General features: G+C 67.3%; 19 protein-coding genes and 1 tRNA gene. 11 read left to right on the top strand and 9 right to left on the bottom strand.

Annotation, left to right across the window (positions count from 1 at the left end; genetic code table 11):
- Positions 1-95: 95 nt before the first annotated feature.
- From AC5Y3P_RS21065 to AC5Y3P_RS21055, 3 genes are all read right to left on the bottom strand, one after another.
- Positions 96-911 carry a DUF4097 family beta strand repeat-containing protein gene (locus tag AC5Y3P_RS21065; RefSeq protein ID WP_500047883.1) on the bottom strand — a complete coding sequence of 272 codons (816 nt, stop codon included), beginning with the start codon at positions 909-911 and terminating at the stop codon, positions 96-98.
- Between the two features lie 153 nt (positions 912-1,064).
- A complete protein-coding gene (locus tag AC5Y3P_RS21060) occupies positions 1,065-1,709 on the bottom strand; it encodes a response regulator (RefSeq protein WP_500047882.1) in 645 nt (214 codons plus the stop codon).
- Positions 1,697-2,992, bottom strand: coding sequence for a sensor histidine kinase (locus tag AC5Y3P_RS21055; protein ID WP_500047881.1), 1,296 nt, complete (start codon positions 2,990-2,992; stop codon positions 1,697-1,699). The genes AC5Y3P_RS21060 and AC5Y3P_RS21055 overlap by 13 nt, the downstream gene beginning before the upstream one ends.
- Before the next feature lie 101 nt (positions 2,993-3,093).
- On the opposite strand from AC5Y3P_RS21055, the gene AC5Y3P_RS21050 reads away from it, so the two are divergent.
- The 3 genes from AC5Y3P_RS21050 (at position 3,094) to AC5Y3P_RS21040 (ending at position 7,138) form a co-directional block, all read left to right on the top strand.
- Positions 3,094-4,296 (top strand): TDT family transporter, encoded by a 1,203-nt coding sequence (locus AC5Y3P_RS21050; RefSeq protein ID WP_500047880.1) that lies wholly within the window; start codon positions 3,094-3,096, stop codon positions 4,294-4,296.
- 66 nt (positions 4,297-4,362) lie between these two features.
- Positions 4,363-5,532 (top strand): alpha-hydroxy-acid oxidizing protein, encoded by a 1,170-nt coding sequence (locus tag AC5Y3P_RS21045; protein ID WP_500047879.1) that lies wholly within the window; start codon positions 4,363-4,365, stop codon positions 5,530-5,532.
- 1 nt (position 5,533) lies between these two features.
- Complete coding sequence (locus AC5Y3P_RS21040; RefSeq protein ID WP_500047888.1) at positions 5,534-7,138, top strand: alpha-amylase family glycosyl hydrolase; 1,605 nt, start codon at positions 5,534-5,536, stop codon at positions 7,136-7,138.
- Between the two features lie 56 nt (positions 7,139-7,194).
- Here AC5Y3P_RS21040 and AC5Y3P_RS21035 read toward each other — a convergent pair whose 3' ends face one another.
- Entirely contained in the window at positions 7,195-7,464 is a 270-nt protein-coding gene (locus AC5Y3P_RS21035) for a hypothetical protein (protein WP_500047878.1), read from the bottom strand.
- Positions 7,465-8,130: 666 nt separating this feature from the next.
- Between AC5Y3P_RS21035 and AC5Y3P_RS21030 the strand changes: the two genes are divergently transcribed.
- The gene (locus AC5Y3P_RS21030; RefSeq protein WP_500047877.1) at positions 8,131-8,472 is read left to right on the top strand and encodes a hypothetical protein; all 342 of its coding nucleotides are present in this window, start codon (positions 8,131-8,133) and stop codon (positions 8,470-8,472) included.
- Positions 8,473-8,544: 72 nt separating this feature from the next.
- On the opposite strand, the gene AC5Y3P_RS21025 is transcribed toward AC5Y3P_RS21030, so the two are convergent.
- Together AC5Y3P_RS21025 and AC5Y3P_RS21020 are read right to left on the bottom strand one after the other, a co-directional pair.
- Complete coding sequence (locus AC5Y3P_RS21025; RefSeq protein ID WP_500047876.1) at positions 8,545-8,886, bottom strand: hypothetical protein; 342 nt, start codon at positions 8,884-8,886, stop codon at positions 8,545-8,547.
- Between the two features lie 96 nt (positions 8,887-8,982).
- The gene (locus tag AC5Y3P_RS21020; RefSeq protein WP_500047875.1) at positions 8,983-9,387 is read right to left on the bottom strand and encodes a hypothetical protein; all 405 of its coding nucleotides are present in this window, start codon (positions 9,385-9,387) and stop codon (positions 8,983-8,985) included.
- A gap of 157 nt (positions 9,388-9,544) precedes the next feature.
- Here AC5Y3P_RS21020 and AC5Y3P_RS21015 point away from each other — a divergent pair, with 157 nt between their 5' ends.
- Positions 9,545-10,423 carry an LLM class flavin-dependent oxidoreductase gene (locus AC5Y3P_RS21015; protein WP_500047887.1) on the top strand — a complete coding sequence of 293 codons (879 nt, stop codon included), beginning with the start codon at positions 9,545-9,547 and terminating at the stop codon, positions 10,421-10,423.
- A 25-nt stretch (positions 10,424-10,448) separates the two neighbouring features.
- On the opposite strand, the gene AC5Y3P_RS21010 is transcribed toward AC5Y3P_RS21015, so the two are convergent.
- Positions 10,449-11,327, bottom strand: a complete 879-nt coding sequence (locus tag AC5Y3P_RS21010) for an alpha/beta fold hydrolase (protein WP_500047874.1) — start codon at positions 11,325-11,327, stop codon at positions 10,449-10,451.
- Between the two features lie 63 nt (positions 11,328-11,390).
- Between AC5Y3P_RS21010 and AC5Y3P_RS21005 the strand changes: the two genes are divergently transcribed.
- Positions 11,391-12,125, top strand: a complete 735-nt coding sequence (locus tag AC5Y3P_RS21005) for a TetR/AcrR family transcriptional regulator (protein ID WP_500047873.1) — start codon at positions 11,391-11,393, stop codon at positions 12,123-12,125.
- Here AC5Y3P_RS21005 and AC5Y3P_RS21000 read toward each other — a convergent pair.
- Positions 12,105-13,562 carry a PepSY-associated TM helix domain-containing protein gene (locus AC5Y3P_RS21000; protein WP_500047872.1) on the bottom strand — a complete coding sequence of 486 codons (1,458 nt, stop codon included), beginning with the start codon at positions 13,560-13,562 and terminating at the stop codon, positions 12,105-12,107. The genes AC5Y3P_RS21005 and AC5Y3P_RS21000 overlap by 21 nt on opposite strands.
- A 170-nt stretch (positions 13,563-13,732) precedes the next feature.
- On the opposite strand from AC5Y3P_RS21000, the gene AC5Y3P_RS20995 reads away from it, so the two are divergent.
- Positions 13,733-14,143, top strand: coding sequence for a hypothetical protein (locus AC5Y3P_RS20995; protein WP_500047871.1), 411 nt, complete (start codon positions 13,733-13,735; stop codon positions 14,141-14,143).
- A 70-nt stretch (positions 14,144-14,213) separates the two neighbouring features.
- Here AC5Y3P_RS20995 and AC5Y3P_RS20990 read toward each other — a convergent pair.
- Positions 14,214-14,286: transfer RNA gene (locus AC5Y3P_RS20990), tRNA-Arg, on the bottom strand.
- A gap of 107 nt (positions 14,287-14,393) precedes the next feature.
- Here AC5Y3P_RS20990 and argS point away from each other — a divergent pair.
- From argS to thrC, 4 genes are all read left to right on the top strand, one after another.
- On the top strand, positions 14,394-16,046 hold the full coding sequence (gene argS, locus AC5Y3P_RS20985) for an arginine--tRNA ligase (protein ID WP_500047870.1): 1,653 nt from the start codon (positions 14,394-14,396) through the stop codon (positions 16,044-16,046).
- An 83-nt stretch (positions 16,047-16,129) separates the two neighbouring features.
- The gene (gene lysA, locus AC5Y3P_RS20980; protein ID WP_500047886.1) at positions 16,130-17,461 is read left to right on the top strand and encodes a diaminopimelate decarboxylase; all 1,332 of its coding nucleotides are present in this window, start codon (positions 16,130-16,132) and stop codon (positions 17,459-17,461) included.
- Between the two features lie 5 nt (positions 17,462-17,466).
- Positions 17,467-18,792, top strand: a complete 1,326-nt coding sequence (locus AC5Y3P_RS20975; protein WP_500047869.1) for a homoserine dehydrogenase — start codon at positions 17,467-17,469, stop codon at positions 18,790-18,792.
- Positions 18,789-19,871, top strand: a complete 1,083-nt coding sequence (gene thrC / locus AC5Y3P_RS20970) for a threonine synthase (RefSeq protein WP_500047868.1) — start codon at positions 18,789-18,791, stop codon at positions 19,869-19,871. The genes AC5Y3P_RS20975 and thrC overlap by 4 nt, the downstream gene beginning before the upstream one ends.

Below are 19,871 nucleotides of genomic sequence, written 5' to 3'. Positions count from 1 at the left end.
AGCCACCGACCCCGACCGCGACCACCTCAACGAACTCATGCAAATCACCCCCACCCGATAACACGAGACGTGACGAGGGGCGCTGGTCAGGCGCGTCAGTCGTTGGATTTCACCGTCACTGCACCGTTGCCCGAACGCGCGGTGATGGTGGCAACCGCCTCGGCCTGGTCGGTGGTCTGGGGGACCCGCACCCGTGAATTGCCATGCTCGCCACCGGCGCTGGCGTTCACCAGGAACGGCCCGGACCCGGGCAAACCAACCGTCACGCTGCCAGTTTCGCTGCTGACGTCCACGCGTTCCGGCGCGAAATCCCGGAACTCGACATCCACCTCGCCGTGAACCGTGCTCGCCGTGAACGATTCTCGGACCGCCACCGGGTTGAGCGAGCGCACGGTGCCATGGCGGTTGGTGGCTTCCACGGTATCCGCCGAACCGCGCAGCAGCACCGCGCCGTGGTCGGTGCGCGCCACCAAATGCCGCACATCGGTGTCGAGTTCGAACACGCCGAATCGCTGAGTGCTGTGCACGGAGAGGTCTCCGCCCAGGCCCGGCGGCAACACGATGTGCAAATCACCCGCGCGAGCCCAGCGCATCCACCTCGGACGTTCACCGGCGACGTTGATCTGCGCGCCATCGGCGTCCGACGTCACCTCCAGTGAGCGTCGAGAACTCGGAGCCATGCTGACGAAGCGCAGTTCGGCGCGTGGGCTCGCCGCTGCAGAGTCGGTGCTGATCCGGATGCGCATCGGAACGTCGCCGACGTCGATCGTGAGCTTTCGGACCGAACCCGGCAGCTCCACGGAGTCGGCCACCATCCTGGTGTTGCCGACCCCGATGGCCAGGGCCGTCAGACCAGTCAGTGTCAGCACGCCGAGCAATGCGGCGATCACCACCACCGCGACCCGAATCACCGTACTTCCGGCCGGAGATGGCGTAAGTCCGGTGGGAGATGGCGTACGCCCGACCGGAGACGGCGTGTGCCCACCCGGAGATGGCAACGACCTACCCGGGGCGGGCGTGGCTGCGCCCTGGTCTGGAATCGGTGCGGTCATGTCAGTTTCTCCTCACGAGTCCAAATAGCGCAGCACTGCCAGCACCCGGCGGTTCTCGCTCTCGTCGGGGGCAAGGTCGAACTTGGTGAAGATGGAGGCGATGTGCTTTTCGGCCGACCCGGTCGATATCGACAGTTGCGCCGCGATCGCCGAGTTGGTCTTCCCTTCGGCCATCAGTTGCAGCACATCGCGTTCGCGCGGTGTCAGATCGGCCAGCGCACTCCGTCGTTGCGAACGAACCAGCATCTGTGCCACCACCTCAGGGTCGAGCACAGTGCCGCCGGCCCCGACGGTCGCCACCGCATCGAGGAAGGCCGGCACGTCGGCCACCCGGTCCTTGAGCAGATAGCCGAAACCCCGACTGTCGGTGGCGATCAGTTCGGCGGCGTAGCGCTCCTCGACGTAGTGCGACAGCACCAGCACCGGCGACTCCGGGTTCTGGCTGCGCAGCACGGCTGCCGCGCGGATGCCCTCGTCGGTGAACGTCGGCGGCATCCGGACGTCGACGATCACCAAGTCTGGTCGCATGTCGTTGACCACCCGCAACAGTCCGGTGGCGTCCTGCACGCCGGCGAGCACTTCGTGCTCGGCATCGGCCAAGATCCGTTCCAGCCCGGCGCGCAGCAGCGCAGAGTCCTCGGCGATCACGATCCGCATGGCAGCACCGCACTCACGATGGTGGGGCCGGTGACTGGGCTCGACACCGTGAAGGTTCCGCCGGCCGCGCGCACCCGGTCGGCCAGCCCGCGCAGCCCGGTGTTGTCGGTGCCCTCGCAGATCTGCGCGCCACCGCGGCCGTCGTCGAACACCGATACGTGCAGTTGGTTGCTGGCGTCGTCGTTGCGCACCGTGACGACGGCCCGGGCCGCTTCGGCGTGCCGGGCGACGTTGGTCAGCGCCTCGGCGACGACGAAGTAGGCGACGGCTTCGATCTCCTCGGGCAGCCGGCGGGTCAGTTGAATGTCGAGATCGGTCGGCACGCCCGATGTGTCGCTGCGTTGCACGACGGCGGACAGCGCGGCGTCCAAACCGCGATCGGCCAGGATGGTGGGCGCGATTCCGCGCACCACGTTGCGCAGTTCGGCCAACGCCTGCTTGGCCTCGTCGTGCGCCTCGGCGATGAGGGTTCGAGCAGCCGGCGGATCGGACTCGAGTTTGGTCTGCGCCAACCCGATAGTCATGGCCAGGGAGACCAGCCGGGGCTGCACGCTGTCGTGCAGGTCGCGTTCGATGCGTTGGCGTTCGGTCTGTGCGGAGGACACCGCACCCTGGCGAGCTTCGGCCAGCGTGCCCACCTGGCGCTCCAACGTGTCCGTGCGCGACGGTGCCAGCAGCCACCTGTCGATCCGGGCATCCAGTGCCGGCGCGAAGATCAGCAGGGCGATGGCGGCGATCAGGGCGCTGATGGCCAGCAGCCAGGCCAGCCACGGCGGCAGGAAGGTCAACCCGGCCTCGGCGTCACTGCGACGAACCGCGATCGCCGCAGCCGGTCCGAGAAATGCGACAGCCAACAGCGCCAACACGGTCAGGGTGACCACCAAGTCGTAGAACATGCGCAGGTAGTGGTGGCCGAGGGCCTTCCAGAACCAGACGCTGCTGACATCGAGCCACAGCTGGTGCAGCCAACCCTGAAAGCCGGTATGACGCGTTCGGTTCCGCACCGGCGCGGTGATCCCGAGACCGAAGACTGCCTCACTGCGTGCCCGTTCGAAGACATCGATCCCGCGGATCAGGGAGATGAAGACCACCGCAGCCAACACCGAGCCGACCACCGACGGTAACGACGAGACACCAATGATCATGATCGACAACGGAATCCAGAACCAGACCGTGGCTACTGCGCCGTTGGCGAGCATCGACGCGGTGGCGACCACGCCGCGGTGTGACTGGACGGAGCCGGCCGGCGAGCGGGTCAGAAGAGCGTCGGTTGCAACTGCCATGTCTTCAACCTAGGGATCATCGGCGCGCAGCGACACGGCGTTTTCCGGACAACTAACCGGGGGATAACCCCCAGTCACCCGGTGCTAGTAGCGTCCTGGTGATGGTTTCCGGCTCGCCCTCTGATACTCCCGCCCTGCGTCGGCGGGTGGAGGTGCTCGGCAACATCGGCCCAAACTGGTTCGCTTCGGTGATGGGCACCGGGATCGTCGCGATCGCCGGAGCGACGTTGCCACTGCAGCTACCGGGACTGCGTGGCTTCACCGAGGTGGTATGGGTCATCGCGGCCGTTCTGCTGGCGGTGTTGAGCGTCGTCGTCGGCGGACATTGGTTGCGCCACCCGACAGTGGTGCGCGGCCACGCCCGCAACAGCCAGATGGCGCACTTCTACGGCGCTGCACCGATGGCGTTCACCGCGGTGGGTTCGGGCGCGTTGCTGGTCGGCATCGACCTGATCGGTGAAACCGCCGCGGTCAATCTGGCCTGGGTGCTGTGGTGGGTGGGCACCTGCAGCGGCCTGTTCACCGCGGTCAGCATTCCGTACCTGATGTTCACCCAATACCGGGTGGAACCGGACGCCGCGTTCGGCGGTTGGTTGATGCCGGTGGTTCCGCCCATGGTGTCGGCGGCCGGCGGAGCCATGCTGTTGACGCACATGGCACCCGGCACCGGGCGCACCACGATGCTGTACGGCTGCTACGCGATGTTCGGGTTGTCGCTGGTGGCCTCGCTGATCATCATCACGATGATCTGGTCGCGGCTGGCGCTCTACGGCACGTCGGGCACCGCGCGGGTGCCGACGTTGTGGATCGTGCTGGGGCCGTTGGGTCAGTCGATCACTGTGGCCGGGCTGCTGGGGACGTACGCGTCGCTGGCCGTCGATGAGCCGATCGCGACCGCGATGAACGCTTTTGCGGTGCTGTTCGGGGTTCCGGTGTGGGGCTTCGCGGTGTTGTGGATCGGCTTGGCCATGTCGTTGACCATCCGCACCCTGCGCAACGGTATGCCCTTCGCGCTGACCTGGTGGAGTCTGACCTTCCCGGTCGGCACCTTCGTCACCGGAACCGCCCAGTTGGCGTTGCACACCGGGCTGCCGGCCTTCGAAGTCGCCGCCGTGGTCGCCTACGTCGGCCTGCTCGGGACCTGGGTTCTGGTGGCGATCCGGACCGCGGGTGGCAGCATGAGCGGCAGCCTGTTGCAGCTACCGCCCAGCGCCGACCCGGTCCGGGCCTACAAGAGCGACCCCAAGCAGCGACCCAAGGCCGAGCCCGCGCCCGAACCCGATCCGACCGGCGCGCCGGGCTGATCCGGTCCACCCAAGCGACCGGCAAGTCATCCTGGATACCAGCGCAATACGAAAGGGACGACGACGATGACGGTTCCATACGGTGCCTACCAGTACGAGATCTACTTTCAAGGGCTCACCGGTGTGCTGCCCAATCTGCCGATGAGCTACGCCGAACTCGCGCGACGTGCCGAACAGGCGTTGTCGCCGTCGCTGTGGTCCTATGTGGCGGGCGGGGCCGGGGACGAGGCCACCCAGGACGGCAACGTCGCAGCGTTCCGACGTTGGGGGTTGATGCCGCGCATGCTGGTCGGCGCGACCGAACGTGACCTCACCGTCGAACTGTGGGGAAAGCGTTGGCCCGCACCGATCTTCATGGCTCCGGTTGGAGTGCTCGCGTTGTGCAGCCAGGACGGGCACGGGGACCTCGCCGGTGCGCGGGCGGCCGCCCGCACCGGTATCCCGATGTGCGCGTCGACCCTGGTGGAAGATCCACTTGAAGACATCGCCGCCGAATTCGGTGAGACACCGGGCTTCTTCCAGCTGTACTGTCCGAACGACCGTGAGCTGGCCGAGTCGCTGGTGCATCGCGCAGAAGCAGCCGGGTACGCCGGGATCATCGTCACGCTGGATACCTGGATCCCGGGTTGGCGTCCGCGGGATTTGGCGATGTCGAACTTCCCGCAGTTGCGCGGCAAGTGCTTGGCCAATTACACCAGCGACGCGATTTTCCGGGACAAGGCCGGTCTGGCCGCGGGCGCTGATCCACGCGAGGCGGTGACCTACTTCGCGGGCATCTTCGGACATTCGCTGACCTGGGACGACCTCACCTGGTTGCGCTCGTTGACGGATCTGCCGCTGATCCTCAAAGGCATCTGTCATCCCGAGGATGCCCGGCGCGCAATCGATTACGGCGTCGACGGCATCTACTGCAGCAACCACGGTGGCCGCCAGGCCAACGGCGGGTTGCCGGCACTCGATTGTCTGCCCGAGGTGGTTGCCGCGGCCGGTGAGGTGCCGGTGTTGTTCGACTCCGGGGTGCGTTCGGGCGCCGACGTCATCAAGGCGCTCGCGCTGGGTGCGAGTGCAGTCGGGATCGGCCGGCCCTACATCTACGGTTTGGCGCTCGGCGGCGTCGACGGCATCGTGCACGTGCTGCGTTCCGTGCTCGCTGAAGCGGACTTGATCATGGCGGTCGATGGGTACCGCACACGCGCCGACCTGACACCCGACGCGCTGCGTCGGGTGGCGGGGTGAGCTGGTGCAGTGGTGGGAGTCCGCGGTCGTCTACCAGGTCTACATCCGTAGTTTCGCCGACGACGACGGTGACGGCGCCGGTGACATCGCGGGGTTGCGCTCACGGCTGCCATACCTTGCCGAGTTGGGTGTGGACGCGCTGTGGATCAACCCGTGGTATCCGTCGCCGATGGCCGACGGTGGCTACGACGTCGCCGACTATCGAGACATCGAACCGATTTTCGGCACCCTGCAGGATGCCGAAGCGTTCATCGCTGATGCGCACGCGTTGGGACTCGCGGTGTTGTTGGACATCGTGCCCAACCACACCTCAGACCAGCACCGCTGGTTCCAGGCCGCACTGCGCGACGAGTCCGGCGCCCGCGAGCGCTACGTGTTCGCACCCGGGCGCAAGGGGAAGCCACCGAACAACTGGCGCAGCATCTTTGGTGGCCCGGCCTGGACGCAGGTGCCCGACGGCTCCTGGTATCTGCACCTGTTCGCACCCGCCCAACCGGACCTGAACTGGGACCACCCGCAGGTGCGCGCCGAGTTCGAGGACGTCCTGGCGTTCTGGTTCGACAAGGGCGTGGACGGGTTCCGCATCGACGTGGCGCACGGTCTGGTGAAGCAGGCGGGCCTGCCGAACCTGGTCCGCGGCTCCGACACCCACCCGGCCTTCGACCAGGACGGCGTGCACGAGATCTACCGCGGCTGGCGCGCGGTTGCCAACCGATATGCGCCACAACGCATCTTCATCGCCGAGGCGTGGGTGCCCACCGATCGACTGGCCGCCTACCTGCGTCCCGACGAGCTGCACACCGCGTTCCAGTTCGACTTCCTGCGCGCCCCGTGGCACGCGGCGCTGCTGCGCAGCGTGATCGATGACGCGATCAGCAGCGCGGCCACGGTGGGTGCTCCACCCACCTGGGTGCTGTCCAACCATGACGTTCCGCGCGCGGTGACCCGCTATTCACGTTCGCAGCCAACTGGATTGGTGTCCTCGGAGTGGGACCGCAAGCGTTGGGCCGATGAGCCGGCCGACCACGAACTCGGCCGCCGTCGGGCCCGGGCTGCCGCGCTGCTGCAATTGGCGCTGCCGGGTACGGCGTATCTGTATCAGGGCGAGGAACTCGGCCTCGAGGAGGTCGAGGATTTACCCGATGACGTGCGCCAAGATCCGGCTTGGCGGCAGTCCGGGTTCACCGAGATCGGCCGTGACGGCTGCCGGGTGCCGCTGCCGTGGACCGAATCCCGCCCGTCATACGGCTTTTCGCCACCGGATGCTGCGGACAGCTGGTTGCCGCAACCGTCGCATTGGGGGGCCATGTCGGTGGCCGCCCAACAGCGCGACCCGGCCTCGACCTGGCAGCTGTACCGCGCTGCGCTGCGGCTGCGTCGCCGGTTGTGGGTGGACGCCGGTCCGCTGCAGTGGTTGCACAGCTCGGATTCGGTGCTCGCTTTCGCCCGCGGCGACATCCAGTGTTGGGTGAACACCGGTGATCACGCTGTTGCCCTGCCCGACGGGGCCGTCGTGCTGCTGGGTTCGGTGCCCGGCCTGGACGAGAACCTGCCGGCGGACACCGCGGCATGGGTGCGCCTGCCGGACTCGCAGATCACGCGTTGACGAAGCCGGCGTGGGCCTGCGCGGCGCGCGGGATCATCCTGTCGTAGTGGGACGGATCATTGGGCTGCGGTGCCGGCGGTGCCTTCGCTGCCGTTGGGCAGGGCGTCGAGCACGGCTTGCCCGTCGGGGCGAAAGTGCAGGAGAAGAAACACTGCGGAGGAAGTGCGACGAAAGTTGAGGAATGAGAACCGGGAAGTAAGAAGAAAACTGGACGGGGTGAAAAACCCCGTCGGGGCGTGCTGCGTGTGCTGGCTCAGCGGCCGTGCGAACGGCGATGCGCGAAGCGGAACTTCAACCAGCGAACGTCGAGCAACATCTTCGACCACCCCTTACCTGGTTCCGCGCCGACCCATGTCGGCGCAACGTGCCTTTGAAGTTACGGGCGGCGAATAAGGCCACCGGTAGCGATCGATAATGCTTCGCTAAGACTTTTTGCTGAGCGCCACGAACGCTGTCCGGATGTGATGCGCCGGTCCGGTCGGTCCGGCGTGTTGTGGATATGGGACGACTTGCAAGACCTTTTCCGAGCGCCGGAAAACAGTCCGGACTGCAACTGTCCCGAGGCGAATTGGCGCATCCACAGCAATCGTGATGAACGTCACTGAAATGACTGGATGTCTGTTGCGTCTCCAGTCGGCCATGCGTGGGGCTTGCGGGCGCCCGGATTGGTGAGTACTGAGCGGTATTTGCTTCACCGGCCACCGGATGAGACGACGCAGACGCTATAACCGCAGATGAACTGCGGTTATATTGTGCTCGTCATGAGTCTTTGTCGCGCGACGACGAAGCGCCGATTAGCTGCGTCATCTGCCGTTCAGATCCACTTCGCCGCCCGGTAACTCTGCGGTCCGGGGTTCGACGAGGTTCCGGAGCTGGCCACACCAGCAAACATTTGTGAGGCGCGTCGAGGAACCTCGGCAAAGAGCTCTCGGTGGGGTTAGCCTAATTCGCGAACCGGCCATTTGGCGGCCGTCAAAGTCAGGGGACACTTCATGATCAAGGCCAAGCTGATCGCGGCGGCCATTGCAGCGGGCACCATCGGTAGCGCTATTGGATTGGCTGCACCGGCCTCGGCTGACCCGGTGAGCACCATTGGCTGCTCGCCGTGCGAACGCGTGCTCGACGGCGTTGCCAAGGAAATCGTCGAGCAGGTGACCGCGCAGAGCAAGGCCGCCGCTGACGAAGAGACCAGCTTCGCGCAGGAGACGGTCGACAAGTGGACTCAGTTCCCCAGTAAGACCGCGGAGAAGTGGACCAGCTTCCCGAGTAAGACCGCCGAGAAGTGGGGCGGCTTCCCAGGCAAGGTGCTCAAGAAGTGGTCCGGCCTGGGCTGAGTGCCCGGTAGCAAGACAGCGCCCGCGAAACCGTGAGGTTCCGCGGGCGCTGTGCTGTTGATCCGCTGGGTGCTATCCCTCGTCCTCGGCGCCAGTCCACTTGCCGACGACCTTGTCCGGGAAGCCGGTCCACTTGTCGGCCACCTTGCCTGGGGCCTCACCCCACTTGGTGGCCGTCTGCTCCGGGAAGTTCGTCCACTTGTTGACGGTGTCGGCCGGGAGGGTCTCCCACTTGTCCTTCTGGATTTCTGCTGCGCAGGTCCATTTCTCGGTCGTGGTCGGGGCGTAACCGTCCTCGGAGTTGATGGCCGCGACCACTTCGGAGCAATTCGGCGCCGCGATCGCCGATGCCGGGAATGCGATTCCGGCGCAGGCGATTGCAGCCGCAACAGCTGCCGCGATAACTTTGCTCATTTCCCCTCAACTTCCACCCTGGGCTGGTCTTACTGCAATTTTACGCCGCGCGCAGGGTTTGCTGCAAAGGATGGTGAGGCTACCTTTAGAACGTCCTCATTCCAAGCCCATGCCGGTCCATTTCTTGGCCAGTTTGCCCGGGAAGCCGGTCCACTTCTCAACTGTGCGCTGCGGGAAGTTCACCCATTTGTCGGCGGTCTTCCCCGGGAACTGCGCCCACTTCTCCCCGGTGCGCTGTGGGAAACCGGTCCACTTCTCCGCGGTGCGTTGTGGGAAGCCGGTCCACTTCTCAGCAGTCCGGCTCGGGAAGTTCACCCATTTGTCGGCCTGGATGGCGGCTGCGCAGGTCCACTTCTCGGTGGTGGTCGGCGCATAACCTTCTTCGGAGTTGATCGCGTCAACGACCTTTTCGCAATCTGGTGCGGCGGTGGCTGTGGGCGCCAGGACAAGACCTGCACTGAGAGCGCCCGTGGCCAGGGCTGCAGCAATGATTTCTTTCATCATGTGCCCCTGTGACGTACTGCCGTTCCGAGTCTAGACCTCGCCGGCTCTGCTGCCCAGGCCTGAAATCGCAGTTCGGGCGCCGTTTGACGCGCCGCTCGCGCTGATCTCGGAGCCGGGCCGTGCGGATGCCAGAATCGACGGTGTGCAGCTGGGTATGACGATGCCGGTGATGGAGCCCGACCTGGACGCGTCGATCTTGCGAACGTGGGCCAAAACCATTGATGACGGCCCCTTTTCGGCGCTGTGCTGGGGTGAGCGGATTGCCTTCGACAACCCGGACTGCTTGACGCTGCTGGGTGCCCTTGCGGCCTGGACCGAACGGGTCCAGCTGGTCACCACCGTCGTGGTGCCGCAATTGCACGACCCGGTGCTGTGTGCGAAGGCGCTGGCCACCGGTGATCTGCTGTCGAACGGTCGGCTCACGGTCGGCTTCGGCGTCGGGGGCAGGCATGAGGACTATCGGGCGGTCGGTGCGGACCCGGCCACGCAGACCATGCGGGAGATGGCCGAGCGGGTTGGCGTCATCCGCCGGGTCTGGGCGGGAGAGCCGGTCGACACGACGCGATCGATCGGTCCGGCCCCGGTGCAGGCCGGTGGACCGCGGTTGCTGGTGGGGACCATGGGGCCCAAAACCATCCGCAGCTCGGCGGTATGGGCCGACGGATTGGCGGGCACCACATTGGATCTCGACGTCGACCAGCAAGGAGATCTGTTCGACGTGGCGCGCACCGCCTGGGATCGCGCCGGACGCAGCGCACCGCACCTGGCCACGTCGTTCTGGTTCGCGTTGGGACCGCCGGAGGACGCCCGCCGGCAGATACACGAGCATTTGCGGCGTTACCTGACCTGGATCCCGGCGCGATATGTGGACGCGATGGCGCCCACGACGGGCTTCGCCGGCGACGAGGATGCGCTCGCTGCGGTGCTGCAGCGGTTCGCGGCAATCGGCACCGACGAGGTGCATCTGATCCCGACCAGTACCGATCTCGACCAACTGCGGCGCGCGGCCGAGGTGGCCGCAGATTGGCGGTGACGACGACGGGTGAAGCGCTGCTCGGCTAGGTGTCTGACTCCGAGCGGATCGTGCCGGCCTGATCGTCGGCTGAACTGACCCTCACGACGGCGTCGACGACGGCACGAGGATCATCCAGTGGCACAAATGTTCTCGCGCCGGGCACCGCTGTGAACGAGCCGGCCGGGAACAGTGCGGCCAGTCGCCGACCCAGTTGCGGGGTGAAGAACCGGTCCTGGTCACCCCACACCAGGTGGACCGGCTTGCCGAACCGGTGCAACCGCGGCGCGGTGTCGGTCAGGTCGGTGCCGCCGACGCCCCGGCACATGGCCGCCAGATCGCCGGCGATCCGGGCGTTGGTGCGCGCCGGTGTCAACCACGATGCGGTCAGTTCGGGATCGGGACGGTGGGCCAGCATCCCGTAACCCGCGGGGCAGTGTCGCAGCGGTTTGGCGCGCATCAGGGTGAGCAACGTCTTGATCGTGAGCGGACCGCGCAGGATCGCGAAGACCGCGTTGAACGGGAACGGCGGAAACTGGTCGAAGGCGTCGCAGTTGGTCAGCACCACCCGACCGATCCGGCTGGGATCGGCGTCGATCAGGAACTGGCACAGTCCGCCGCCGGTGTCGTTGCCCACCAGGGTGACGTCGGCGAGATCCAGTTCGGTCAGGAACTCGCCGATCAGGCCGGCGAGGCCCTGCGGGGTCAACACCGCGCGGTTGTTCACCGGTGTGGTGTGCGAACCCAGCGGCAACCGCGGCAGCACGCACCGGTAACCGAGGGCCGCCAACGATTCCGCGACCTTGGTCCACAGTCGTTCGTCGACGATCATGCCGTGGATGAACACCACCGGCGGGTACGCGGAACTCGTCGGACCGAGTTCGACGTAGTCGAGTGTCGCGTCGGGCAGTCTGACCTGTGGCATTTCGGTATCCTCTGCGATGGACGCACTTACGGACAGCTAGTATGAAAGTTACGTACAGACAGTATGGAAGTCAAGGGGTCAAATCTGCCGGCCCGCCGTGAGCAGCCTGGCCCGCCGCACGCGGCCGAACCTGCCGCAGTTCGCCGCGCCGGATCCGGTGGCCGCGACGGTGCTGCTCGCACGCGCCGAACGCAGCAGGAACGCACCGCCGCCACCCGGGCGCAGCTGCTCGGTGCAGCCCGAAAACTGTTCGCAGCCAACGGCTTCAGTGCGGTATCAACGCAGGCCATCGTGTCGGCGGCCGGCGTGACCCGGGGTGCGCTCTACCACCAGTTCACCGACAAGGCCGAGTTGTTCGCGGCGCTCTACGAGCTGGTGGAGGCCGAACTGGTGGCCGATGTCGCCGCGATGATCGCCGATGCGCAACCCGACGGGGCGCTGGAGAGCATGCGGTACGGCGCCCGGGCGTTCCTGGAGCGCTGTTCGGCGCCTGATGTGCAGCGCATCGTCCTGGTGGACGCGCCCGCGGTGCTGGGCTGGGATCGGTGGCGCGCGGTGGGCGCCAAGTACGGACTGGGCGTCATCGAAACCATGCTGGCGCAGGCGATCAGCGCGGGGGAGATACCTGATCAGCCGCTGCGGGCCACCGCGCACGTACTGCTCGGCGCGCTCGACGAGGCCGCGCTGTACGTGTCGCGCGCGCCCGACCCGGAGGCCGCGCGAGCCGACATGGGCGTGGTGTGCGACCGGATCATCGCCGGGATCGCGGGGCAGCCCTCAGGGCCAGCCGGCAGTTGAGCTGACGTCGTCGTCGACCGTCGAGGTGCGGGTCTGCCAGCAGCCGGCGACCACGTCGAGCACCACGAACGCAGCCAGGCTGATGCCGAGCAGCGGAATGAACCAGCCGATCGCCGCGGCCGCGACGACGACGGCGGCCGCACTGCCGGTCGGCAGCTCGGTGAGCGCACCGCGCCCTGGTGGGCGGCCCCCTCGTGGTTCGGTTGGTCGGCGGCGCCACCACATCAGATAGCCCCGCACGATCACGGTGCTCAGCGCCACCGCGAGGGTGAGCAACGCCAACTGGTTGACCAGGCCGAACAGCAGCCCCATGTGCAGCTGAATGCCCCACGCGGTCAGCTTGGCGGCCAGCGGCCAGTCCGGGAACCACGATGCGTCGGTCACCACGCCGGTGGCGCCGTCGACCGCGACCGAGTTGTTCGACATCACCCACGGCTGTCGGGTCTGCGTCACCACGAACGCGGTGTCGGGATCGGCGGGAATGGCGATCTCGACGCGGCCGTCGACCCCGGCGGCGTGCGCGGCCGTCAGGACACGATCGAGCTCGTTGACCCGCGGGGCCGTCGCCGGCGCTGTCGAGGGTGCCGATTCGTGGTGTGCGTGCACCGAAGCCGGCGTCTGGTCGGTTGGGCCGGGGGCACCGGGCAGCGTCTTGGAGACGGCGGGCGTGGCCCAGGACAGCGCGGCCCGCAACTCGTCGACGTTCTCGCCGGCGTATTTCGACCAGGTGAGGCCGGTTGCCGAGAGGAACACCAGGCCGACTGCGATCCAAATGCCGGTCACGCCATGCCAACTCAGGGTGCGGCCCCGCCCGCGTGCGCGCGGGTCGAGGCGGAACAGGCGGGCCCGACCGGACCCGTTCGTCTTCATCCGGCGGTACCGGCCAACCCACAGCACCAGGCCACCGAGTGCCACCAGCCATAGCCAGGACGCGGCCAACTCGCTGTAGACACGACCGGCATCGCCGAGGTGCAGACCGCGGTGCAGCTGATCGATCCAGGTGCGTACCGGCAGTGCGCCGGCGTTGCCGTACACGGTGAGTTCGCCCAGGGAACCTGCGGTGGCCGGGTCGATGAACACGGCGTGCCGCTCGGATGGACCCAGCGTGGGGTCCGAGAACATGACCCGGGTGGTCTCGCCCGGTGCGGCGGCGGGGCGCACCGCGGTGACGGTGAGATCGGGCCGAACCGCCTGGGCCGAGCGCACCTGATCGGACAGCGGCAGCGCGACGTCGGTGGCCGGGACCTGCAGCTGATCCCGGTATACCCACTGCTCCAGCGTCGGCGCCACGGCGTACAGCCCACCGGTCACCGCAGCGATCAGTAGGAAGGGGCCCACCAGCAGTCCGGCGTAGAAGTGCAGACGCAGGAAGAAGGCGCGATGGCGCGGCGCCCTGGGGGCAGGGCGCGCGACGTGTTCGGACTCGGTGAGGGACATCGCCGCTGACCGTCGCATACCGGTGCTGGCCTGCGCAAACTCGAATTCTCGGGAACTTTCTCGGCTGCCATCCGACGCTGTGTCAGGTCCGGGCGGGAGTCCCAGCCCGCACTACCGTCTAGGGTCACCGCTGGATGAGTCATCGGGGCTGAATCGTCGGGGTGGTGACAATGCTGGAGATCGAGCTGGGGGACTGGGCGACCTGGGTGGGTTCGCTCGGCACCATCGGGGCGTTCGTGGTGGCGTTCTGGCAGATCCGGCGGGAGCGGGTGGAGCGCCAGAAGCGCGAGCACCGTGAATGGTGGGAGCGCCGCCGGGTGCATGCCGATCGGATCTCGGCCTGGGCCAACGCCGGTGCAATCCAGATCCGCAACGATTCCGGCCACCCCATCCATGACGTGCTGGTGATCTGCAGCAACGACAGCGAACATCGGATTGATCTGGTGCCGCCCGGCGATCACGAGCGAACCGAATCAGGCCTGAGCGTCGGGCCGGTGGTCATCGAGTTCACCGATCAGCGCGGTGAGCGGTGGCGGCGAGAACCCGGGCGCCCGCCGCATCTGGTCTCCGAGACACCTTGATCCAGGCTCCGGCGCGGGCTACAACGAACGTGCGGACTACCGCGAATACGGCTATGACCTGCGTAAAGAGTGCCCCCGGCAGGATTCGAACCTGCGGCCTTCTGCTCCGGAGGCAGACGCTCTATCCCCTGAGCTACGGGGGCGCATGTGCGCCATGTGGGCTTGCACAGAGTAGCGCATCAGAGCCGCAGTTCTGACATCGCCAAACTGATTCGGGGCCCGAGCACCCCAGAACATAGGATGAACCCCCGTGACCCCCGCCGATCTGGCCGACCTGCTCAAGACCACCGCTGCCGCGGTGTTGGCCGCCCACGACCTCGATTCCGCCGCGTTGCCCGAAACCGTGACCGTCGAGCGTCCGCGCAACCCCGAGCACGGCGACTACGCCACCAACTTGGCGTTGCAGCTGGGCAAGAAGGTGGGCGCCAACCCGCGTGAGCTGGCCGGCTGGCTGGCCGAGGCGCTGGCCACGGCCGACGGCATCGCCGCGGCCGAGATCGCCGGTCCGGGTTTCGTCAACCTGCGCCTGGACGCCGACGCGCAGGGCGCCATCGTCGAGAACATCATCGGCGCCGGCGCCGGCTACGGCAGCTCGACCGAACTCGCCGACACCCGGATCAACCTGGAGTTCGTCTCGGCCAACCCCACCGGTCCGATCCACATCGGCGGCACCCGCTGGGCCGCGGTCGGCGACGCGCTGGGCCGGTTGCTCAGCACCCAGGGCGCCGAGGTGGTGCGCGAGTACTACTTCAACGACCACGGCACCCAGATCGACCGCTTCGCGCGGTCCCTGATGGCAGCCGCGCACGGTGAGCCGCCGCCGGAGGACGGGTACGCCGGCGCCTACATCGACGACATCGCTGCCAAGGTGGTCGCGCAGGTACCCGGCATCGCCGAGCTGCCGGCCGCCGAGCAGCAGGAGAAGTTCCGCGAGCTCGGCGTGGACATGATGTTCGGCCACATCAAGGCCTCGCTGCATGAGTTCCGCACCGATTTCGACGTCTTCACCCACGAGGACTCAATGCACACCTCGGGCCGGGTGGAGCAGGCCATCGGCCGGCTACGCGAACAGGGCGCGATCTACGAGAAGGACGGCGCCACCTGGCTGCGCACCACCGAACACGGTGACGACAAGGACCGGGTGGTGATCAAGAGCGACGGGGACCCGGCCTACATCGCCGGTGACATCGCCTATTACGTCGACAAGCGCGAGCGCGGTTTCGACCTGTGCATCTACATGCTCGGCGCCGACCACCACGGCTACATCGCCCGGCTCAAGGCGGTCGCGGCCTCGCTGGGTGAGGACCCGGCCACCGTCGAGGTGCTGATCGGTCAGATGGTCAACCTGGTGCGCGACGGCAAACCGGTCCGGATGAGCAAGCGGGCCGGCACCGTGATCACGCTCGACGACCTGGTCGAGGCCATCGGCGTGGACGCCGCCCGCTACGCGCTGACCCGCTCGTCGGTGGACACCCCGATCGACATCGATCTCGAACTGTGGTCGAGTGCCTCCAACGAAAACCCGGTCTACTACGTGCAATACGCGCACGCCCGGCTCTCGGCGCTGGCCCGCAACGCCGCCGAACTCGGCTTGGTCCCGGACACCGGTCACCTCGGTCTGCTCACCCACGACAAGGAAGGTGCGTTGATCCGCACCCTGGGCGAGTATCCGCGAGTGCTCGAGACCGCAGCCACGTTGCGCGAACCGCATCGGGTATGCCGCTACCTGGAGGATCTGGCCGGCGATTATCACCGGTTCTACGACGCCTGCAGGGTGCTGCCTCAGGGTGACGAACCCGCCGGCGATCTGCATGCAGCCCGCGCCGCGCTGTGCCAGGCCACCCGGCAGGTCATCGCCAACGGTCTGCAGATCCTGGGTGTCACCGCACCGGAGCGGATGTGAACGCGCACCCGGCCGGACCCCGGCACGCCGAAGAGATCCACCACACCGAAGCGCCCGAGCGGCCCGCTTCGGCCGATGACGTGATGCTGCTGGCCCCGAACGTGTGGCCGCGCAACCTGATTCGCGGCCCAGGCGGGGAAGTGAGCATTGCCGGGGTCTCGGTCGGTGAATTGGCCCGCGAGTTCGGTACGCCGCTGTTCGTCATCGACGAGGTCGACTTCCGCTCCCGCTGCCGCGAGATCGCCGACGCCTTCGGCGGTGGGCACAACGTGCACTACGCGTCGAAGGCGTTCCTGTGCACCGAGATTGCCCGCTGGGTCGACGAAGAAGGTTTGGCGTTGGACGTCGCCACCGGCGGCGAGCTGGCGGTGGCGCTGCACGCTGGGTTCCCGCCGGAACGAATTGCCTTGCACGGCAACAACAAGTCGGTCGCCGAGCTGACCACCGCCGTGCAGGCCGGCGTGGGTCACGTGGTGCTGGACTCGATGGTCGAGATCGAACGGCTGGACGCCATCGCCGGTGCCGCCGGTGTGGTTCAGGACGTCTTCCTGCGGGTCACCGTGGGGGTGGAGGCGCACACCCACGAATTCATCTCCACCGCGCACGAGGATCAGAAGTTCGGCCTGTCGCTGGCCAGTGGCGCCGCGATGGCCGGGGTGCGCCGCGTCTTCGAAACCGACAACCTGCGGCTGGTCGGCCTGCACAGTCACATCGGTTCGCAGATCTTCGACGTGGCCGGCTTCGAGATTGCCGCGCATCGGGTGGTCGGTCTGCTGCGTGACGTGGTTGCCGAGTTCGGCGTGCCCAAGACCGCACAGATCTCCACCGTCGATCTGGGTGGCGGACTGGGTATTTCCTATTTGCCGCACCATGACCCGCCGCCGATGGCCGAACTCGCCGGCAAACTGCAGGCCATCATCGAGGCCGAAGCGGCCGCCGTCGGCCTGCCGACGCCGCGGCTGGTGGTCGAACCGGGCCGGGCCATCGCCGGACCCGGAACCATCACGCTCTACGAAGTGGGCACCGTCAAGGACGTCGCGATCAGCGCGTCGGCGCAGCGCCGTTACGTCAGCGTCGACGGCGGCATGAGCGACAACATCCGGACCTCGCTGTACGCCGCGGAGTACGACGCTCGCCTGGTGTCGCGCACCAGCGCGGCCGAGCCGAAGCTGGCGCGCATCGTCGGTAAGCATTGTGAGAGCGGCGATATCGTGGTTCGGGACACCTGGGTTCCGGACGACCTCGAGCCCGGTGATCTGTTGGCCGTCGCCGCCACCGGCGCCTACTGCTATTCCATGTCGAGCCGTTACAACCTGCTGTGTCGTCCTGCCGTGGTGGCCGTGCGCGACGGGCAAGCCCGGCTGATCCTGCGCCGCGAGACCGTCGACGATCTACTGAGTTTGGAAGTGAGGTAGCACCCGTGGCTGATGACGACAAGGCAATCGGCGTAGCCGTATTGGGGCTGGGGAACGTCGGCAGCGAGGTGGTCCGGATTCTCGAGCAGAGCGCCGAGGATCTGGAGGCGCGCATCGGTGCGCCGCTGGTGCTACGCGGTGTCGGGGTGCGTCGGGTCGGTGCGGATCGCGGCGTCCCGGTCGAACTGCTCACCGATGACGTGGAAGCGCTGGTCGCCCGCGACGACGTCGACATCGTGGTCGAATTGATGGGCCCGATCGAGCCCGCGCGCAAGGCCATCCTGGCCGCCCTGGAGGGCGGTAAGTCGGTCGTCACCGCGAACAAGGCGCTGCTGGCCGAATCCGCCGGGAAGCTCGCCGAGGCCGCCGAAAAGGCGCGGGTGGACTTGTATTTCGAGGCGGCCGTGGCCGGCGCGATTCCGGTGATCCGGCCGCTGACCCAGTCGCTGGCCGGGGACACCGTGCTGCGGGTGGCCGGCATCGTCAACGGCACCACCAACTACATCCTGTCGGCCATGCACGACACCGGCGCGGACTACGAGAGCGCGTTGGCCGACGCCAGCGCGCTGGGTTACGCCGAGGCGGACCCGACCGCCGACGTCGAGGGCTACGACGCCGCGGCCAAGGCCGCGATCCTGGCCTCGATCGCCTTCCACACCCGGGTCAGTGACACGGACGTCTACCGCGAGGGCATCACCAAGGTCACCGCCGAGGACTTCGAGTCGGCCAAGGCGCTGGGCTGCACCATCAAACTGTTGGCCATCTGCGAACGACTGAGCACCGCAAAGGGCAAGCAGCGCATCTCGGCCCGGGTCTACCCGGCGTTGGTGCCGTTGGAGCATCCGCTGGCCTCGGTGGGCGGGGCCTTCAACGCCGTGGTGGTGGAATCCGAAGCGGCCGGCCGGCTGATGTTCTACGGCCAGGGCGCCGGTGGCGCTCCGACGGCCTCCGCGGTGCTCGGTGACCTGGTGATGGCCGCCCGCAACCGGGTCCAGGGCGGCCGCGGACCGCGCGAGTCGAAGTACGCCAAGCTGCCCATCGCGCCGATCGGTGTGATCCCGACCCGCTACTACGTCAGCCTCCACGTCGACGATCGGCCCGGCGTGCTCTCGGCGGTGGCCGCCGAGTTCGCCCAGCACGATGTCAGTATCGCCGAGGTACGCCAGGAAGGCGTGGTCAGCGACGAAGGTGAGCGGATCGGTGCCCGTATCGCGGTGCTCACGCACCTGGCCACCGATGCCGCGTTGAGCGAAACCATCAGTGCGCTGGCCGATTTGGACGTGGTGTCCGAGGTGACCAGCGTGCTGCGGATGGAAGGAGCGGGGGAATGACCTCCTCACAAAACCCGGTGCACCGGGTCTGGCCGGGTTTGATCGAGGCCTACCGGCACCGGCTGCCGGCTGCCGCCGACTGGACCGCGGTGACCTTGCTGGAAGGCGGCACGCCGCTGGTGCACGCCAAGCGACTGTCCGAAAAGACCGGTGGCACTGTCCATCTGAAGGTCGAAGGACTCAACCCGACCGGTTCGTTCAAGGACCGCGGGATGACGATGGCGGTCACCGACGCGGTGGCGCGCGGGCAGCAGGCCGTACTGTGCGCGTCCACCGGCAACACCTCGGCGTCGGCTGCGGCGTATGCCGCCCGAGCCGGGATCACCTGCGCGGTGCTGATTCCGCAGGGCAAGATCGCGATGGGCAAGTTGGCCCAGGCCGTCATGCACGGCGCCAAGATCATCCAGATCGACGGCAACTTCGATGATTGTCTTGAGCTGGCCCGCAAGCTGACCGCCGACTACCCGACCATCTCGCTGGTCAACAGCGTGAACCCGGTGCGGATCGAGGGCCAGAAGACCGCAGCGTTCGAGATCGTCGACGTGCTGGGCCGGGCTCCGGATGTGCACTCGTTGCCGGTCGGCAACGCAGGGAACATCACCGCCTACTGGCGCGGTTACTCGGAGTACCACCGCGACGGGGTCTGCGAGCAACTGCCCCGGATGTTGGGCACCCAGGCCGCCGGTGCGGCGCCGCTGGTGCACGGCGCTCCGGTGAAGGACCCCGAAACCATCGCCACCGCAATCCGGATCGGATCGCCGGCGTCGTGGTCGTCGGCGGTGGAAGCCCAGCAGCAGTCCGGCGGACGGTTCCTGGCCGCCACCGACGAGGAGATCCTGGCCGCCTACCACCTGGTGGCCCAATCCGAGGGTGTCTTCGTCGAACCGGCATCGGCGGCCAGCATCGCGGGTCTGCTCAAGTCGGTCGAAGATGGTTGGGTGGCCAAGGGTTCCACTGTGGTGTGCACCGTGACCGGCAACGGTCTCAAGGATCCGGACACCGCGTTGAAGAACATGCCGTCGGTGGCCGCGGTTCCCGTCGACCCGGCGGCCGTGGTCGCCGAGCTCGGACTGGGTTGA

It is taken from the genome of Mycobacterium sp. NGS45, from assembly GCF_059812645.1.
The sequence above is the reverse complement of the archived record's forward strand: the minus strand, read 5'-3'. Positions and strand labels throughout refer to the sequence as shown.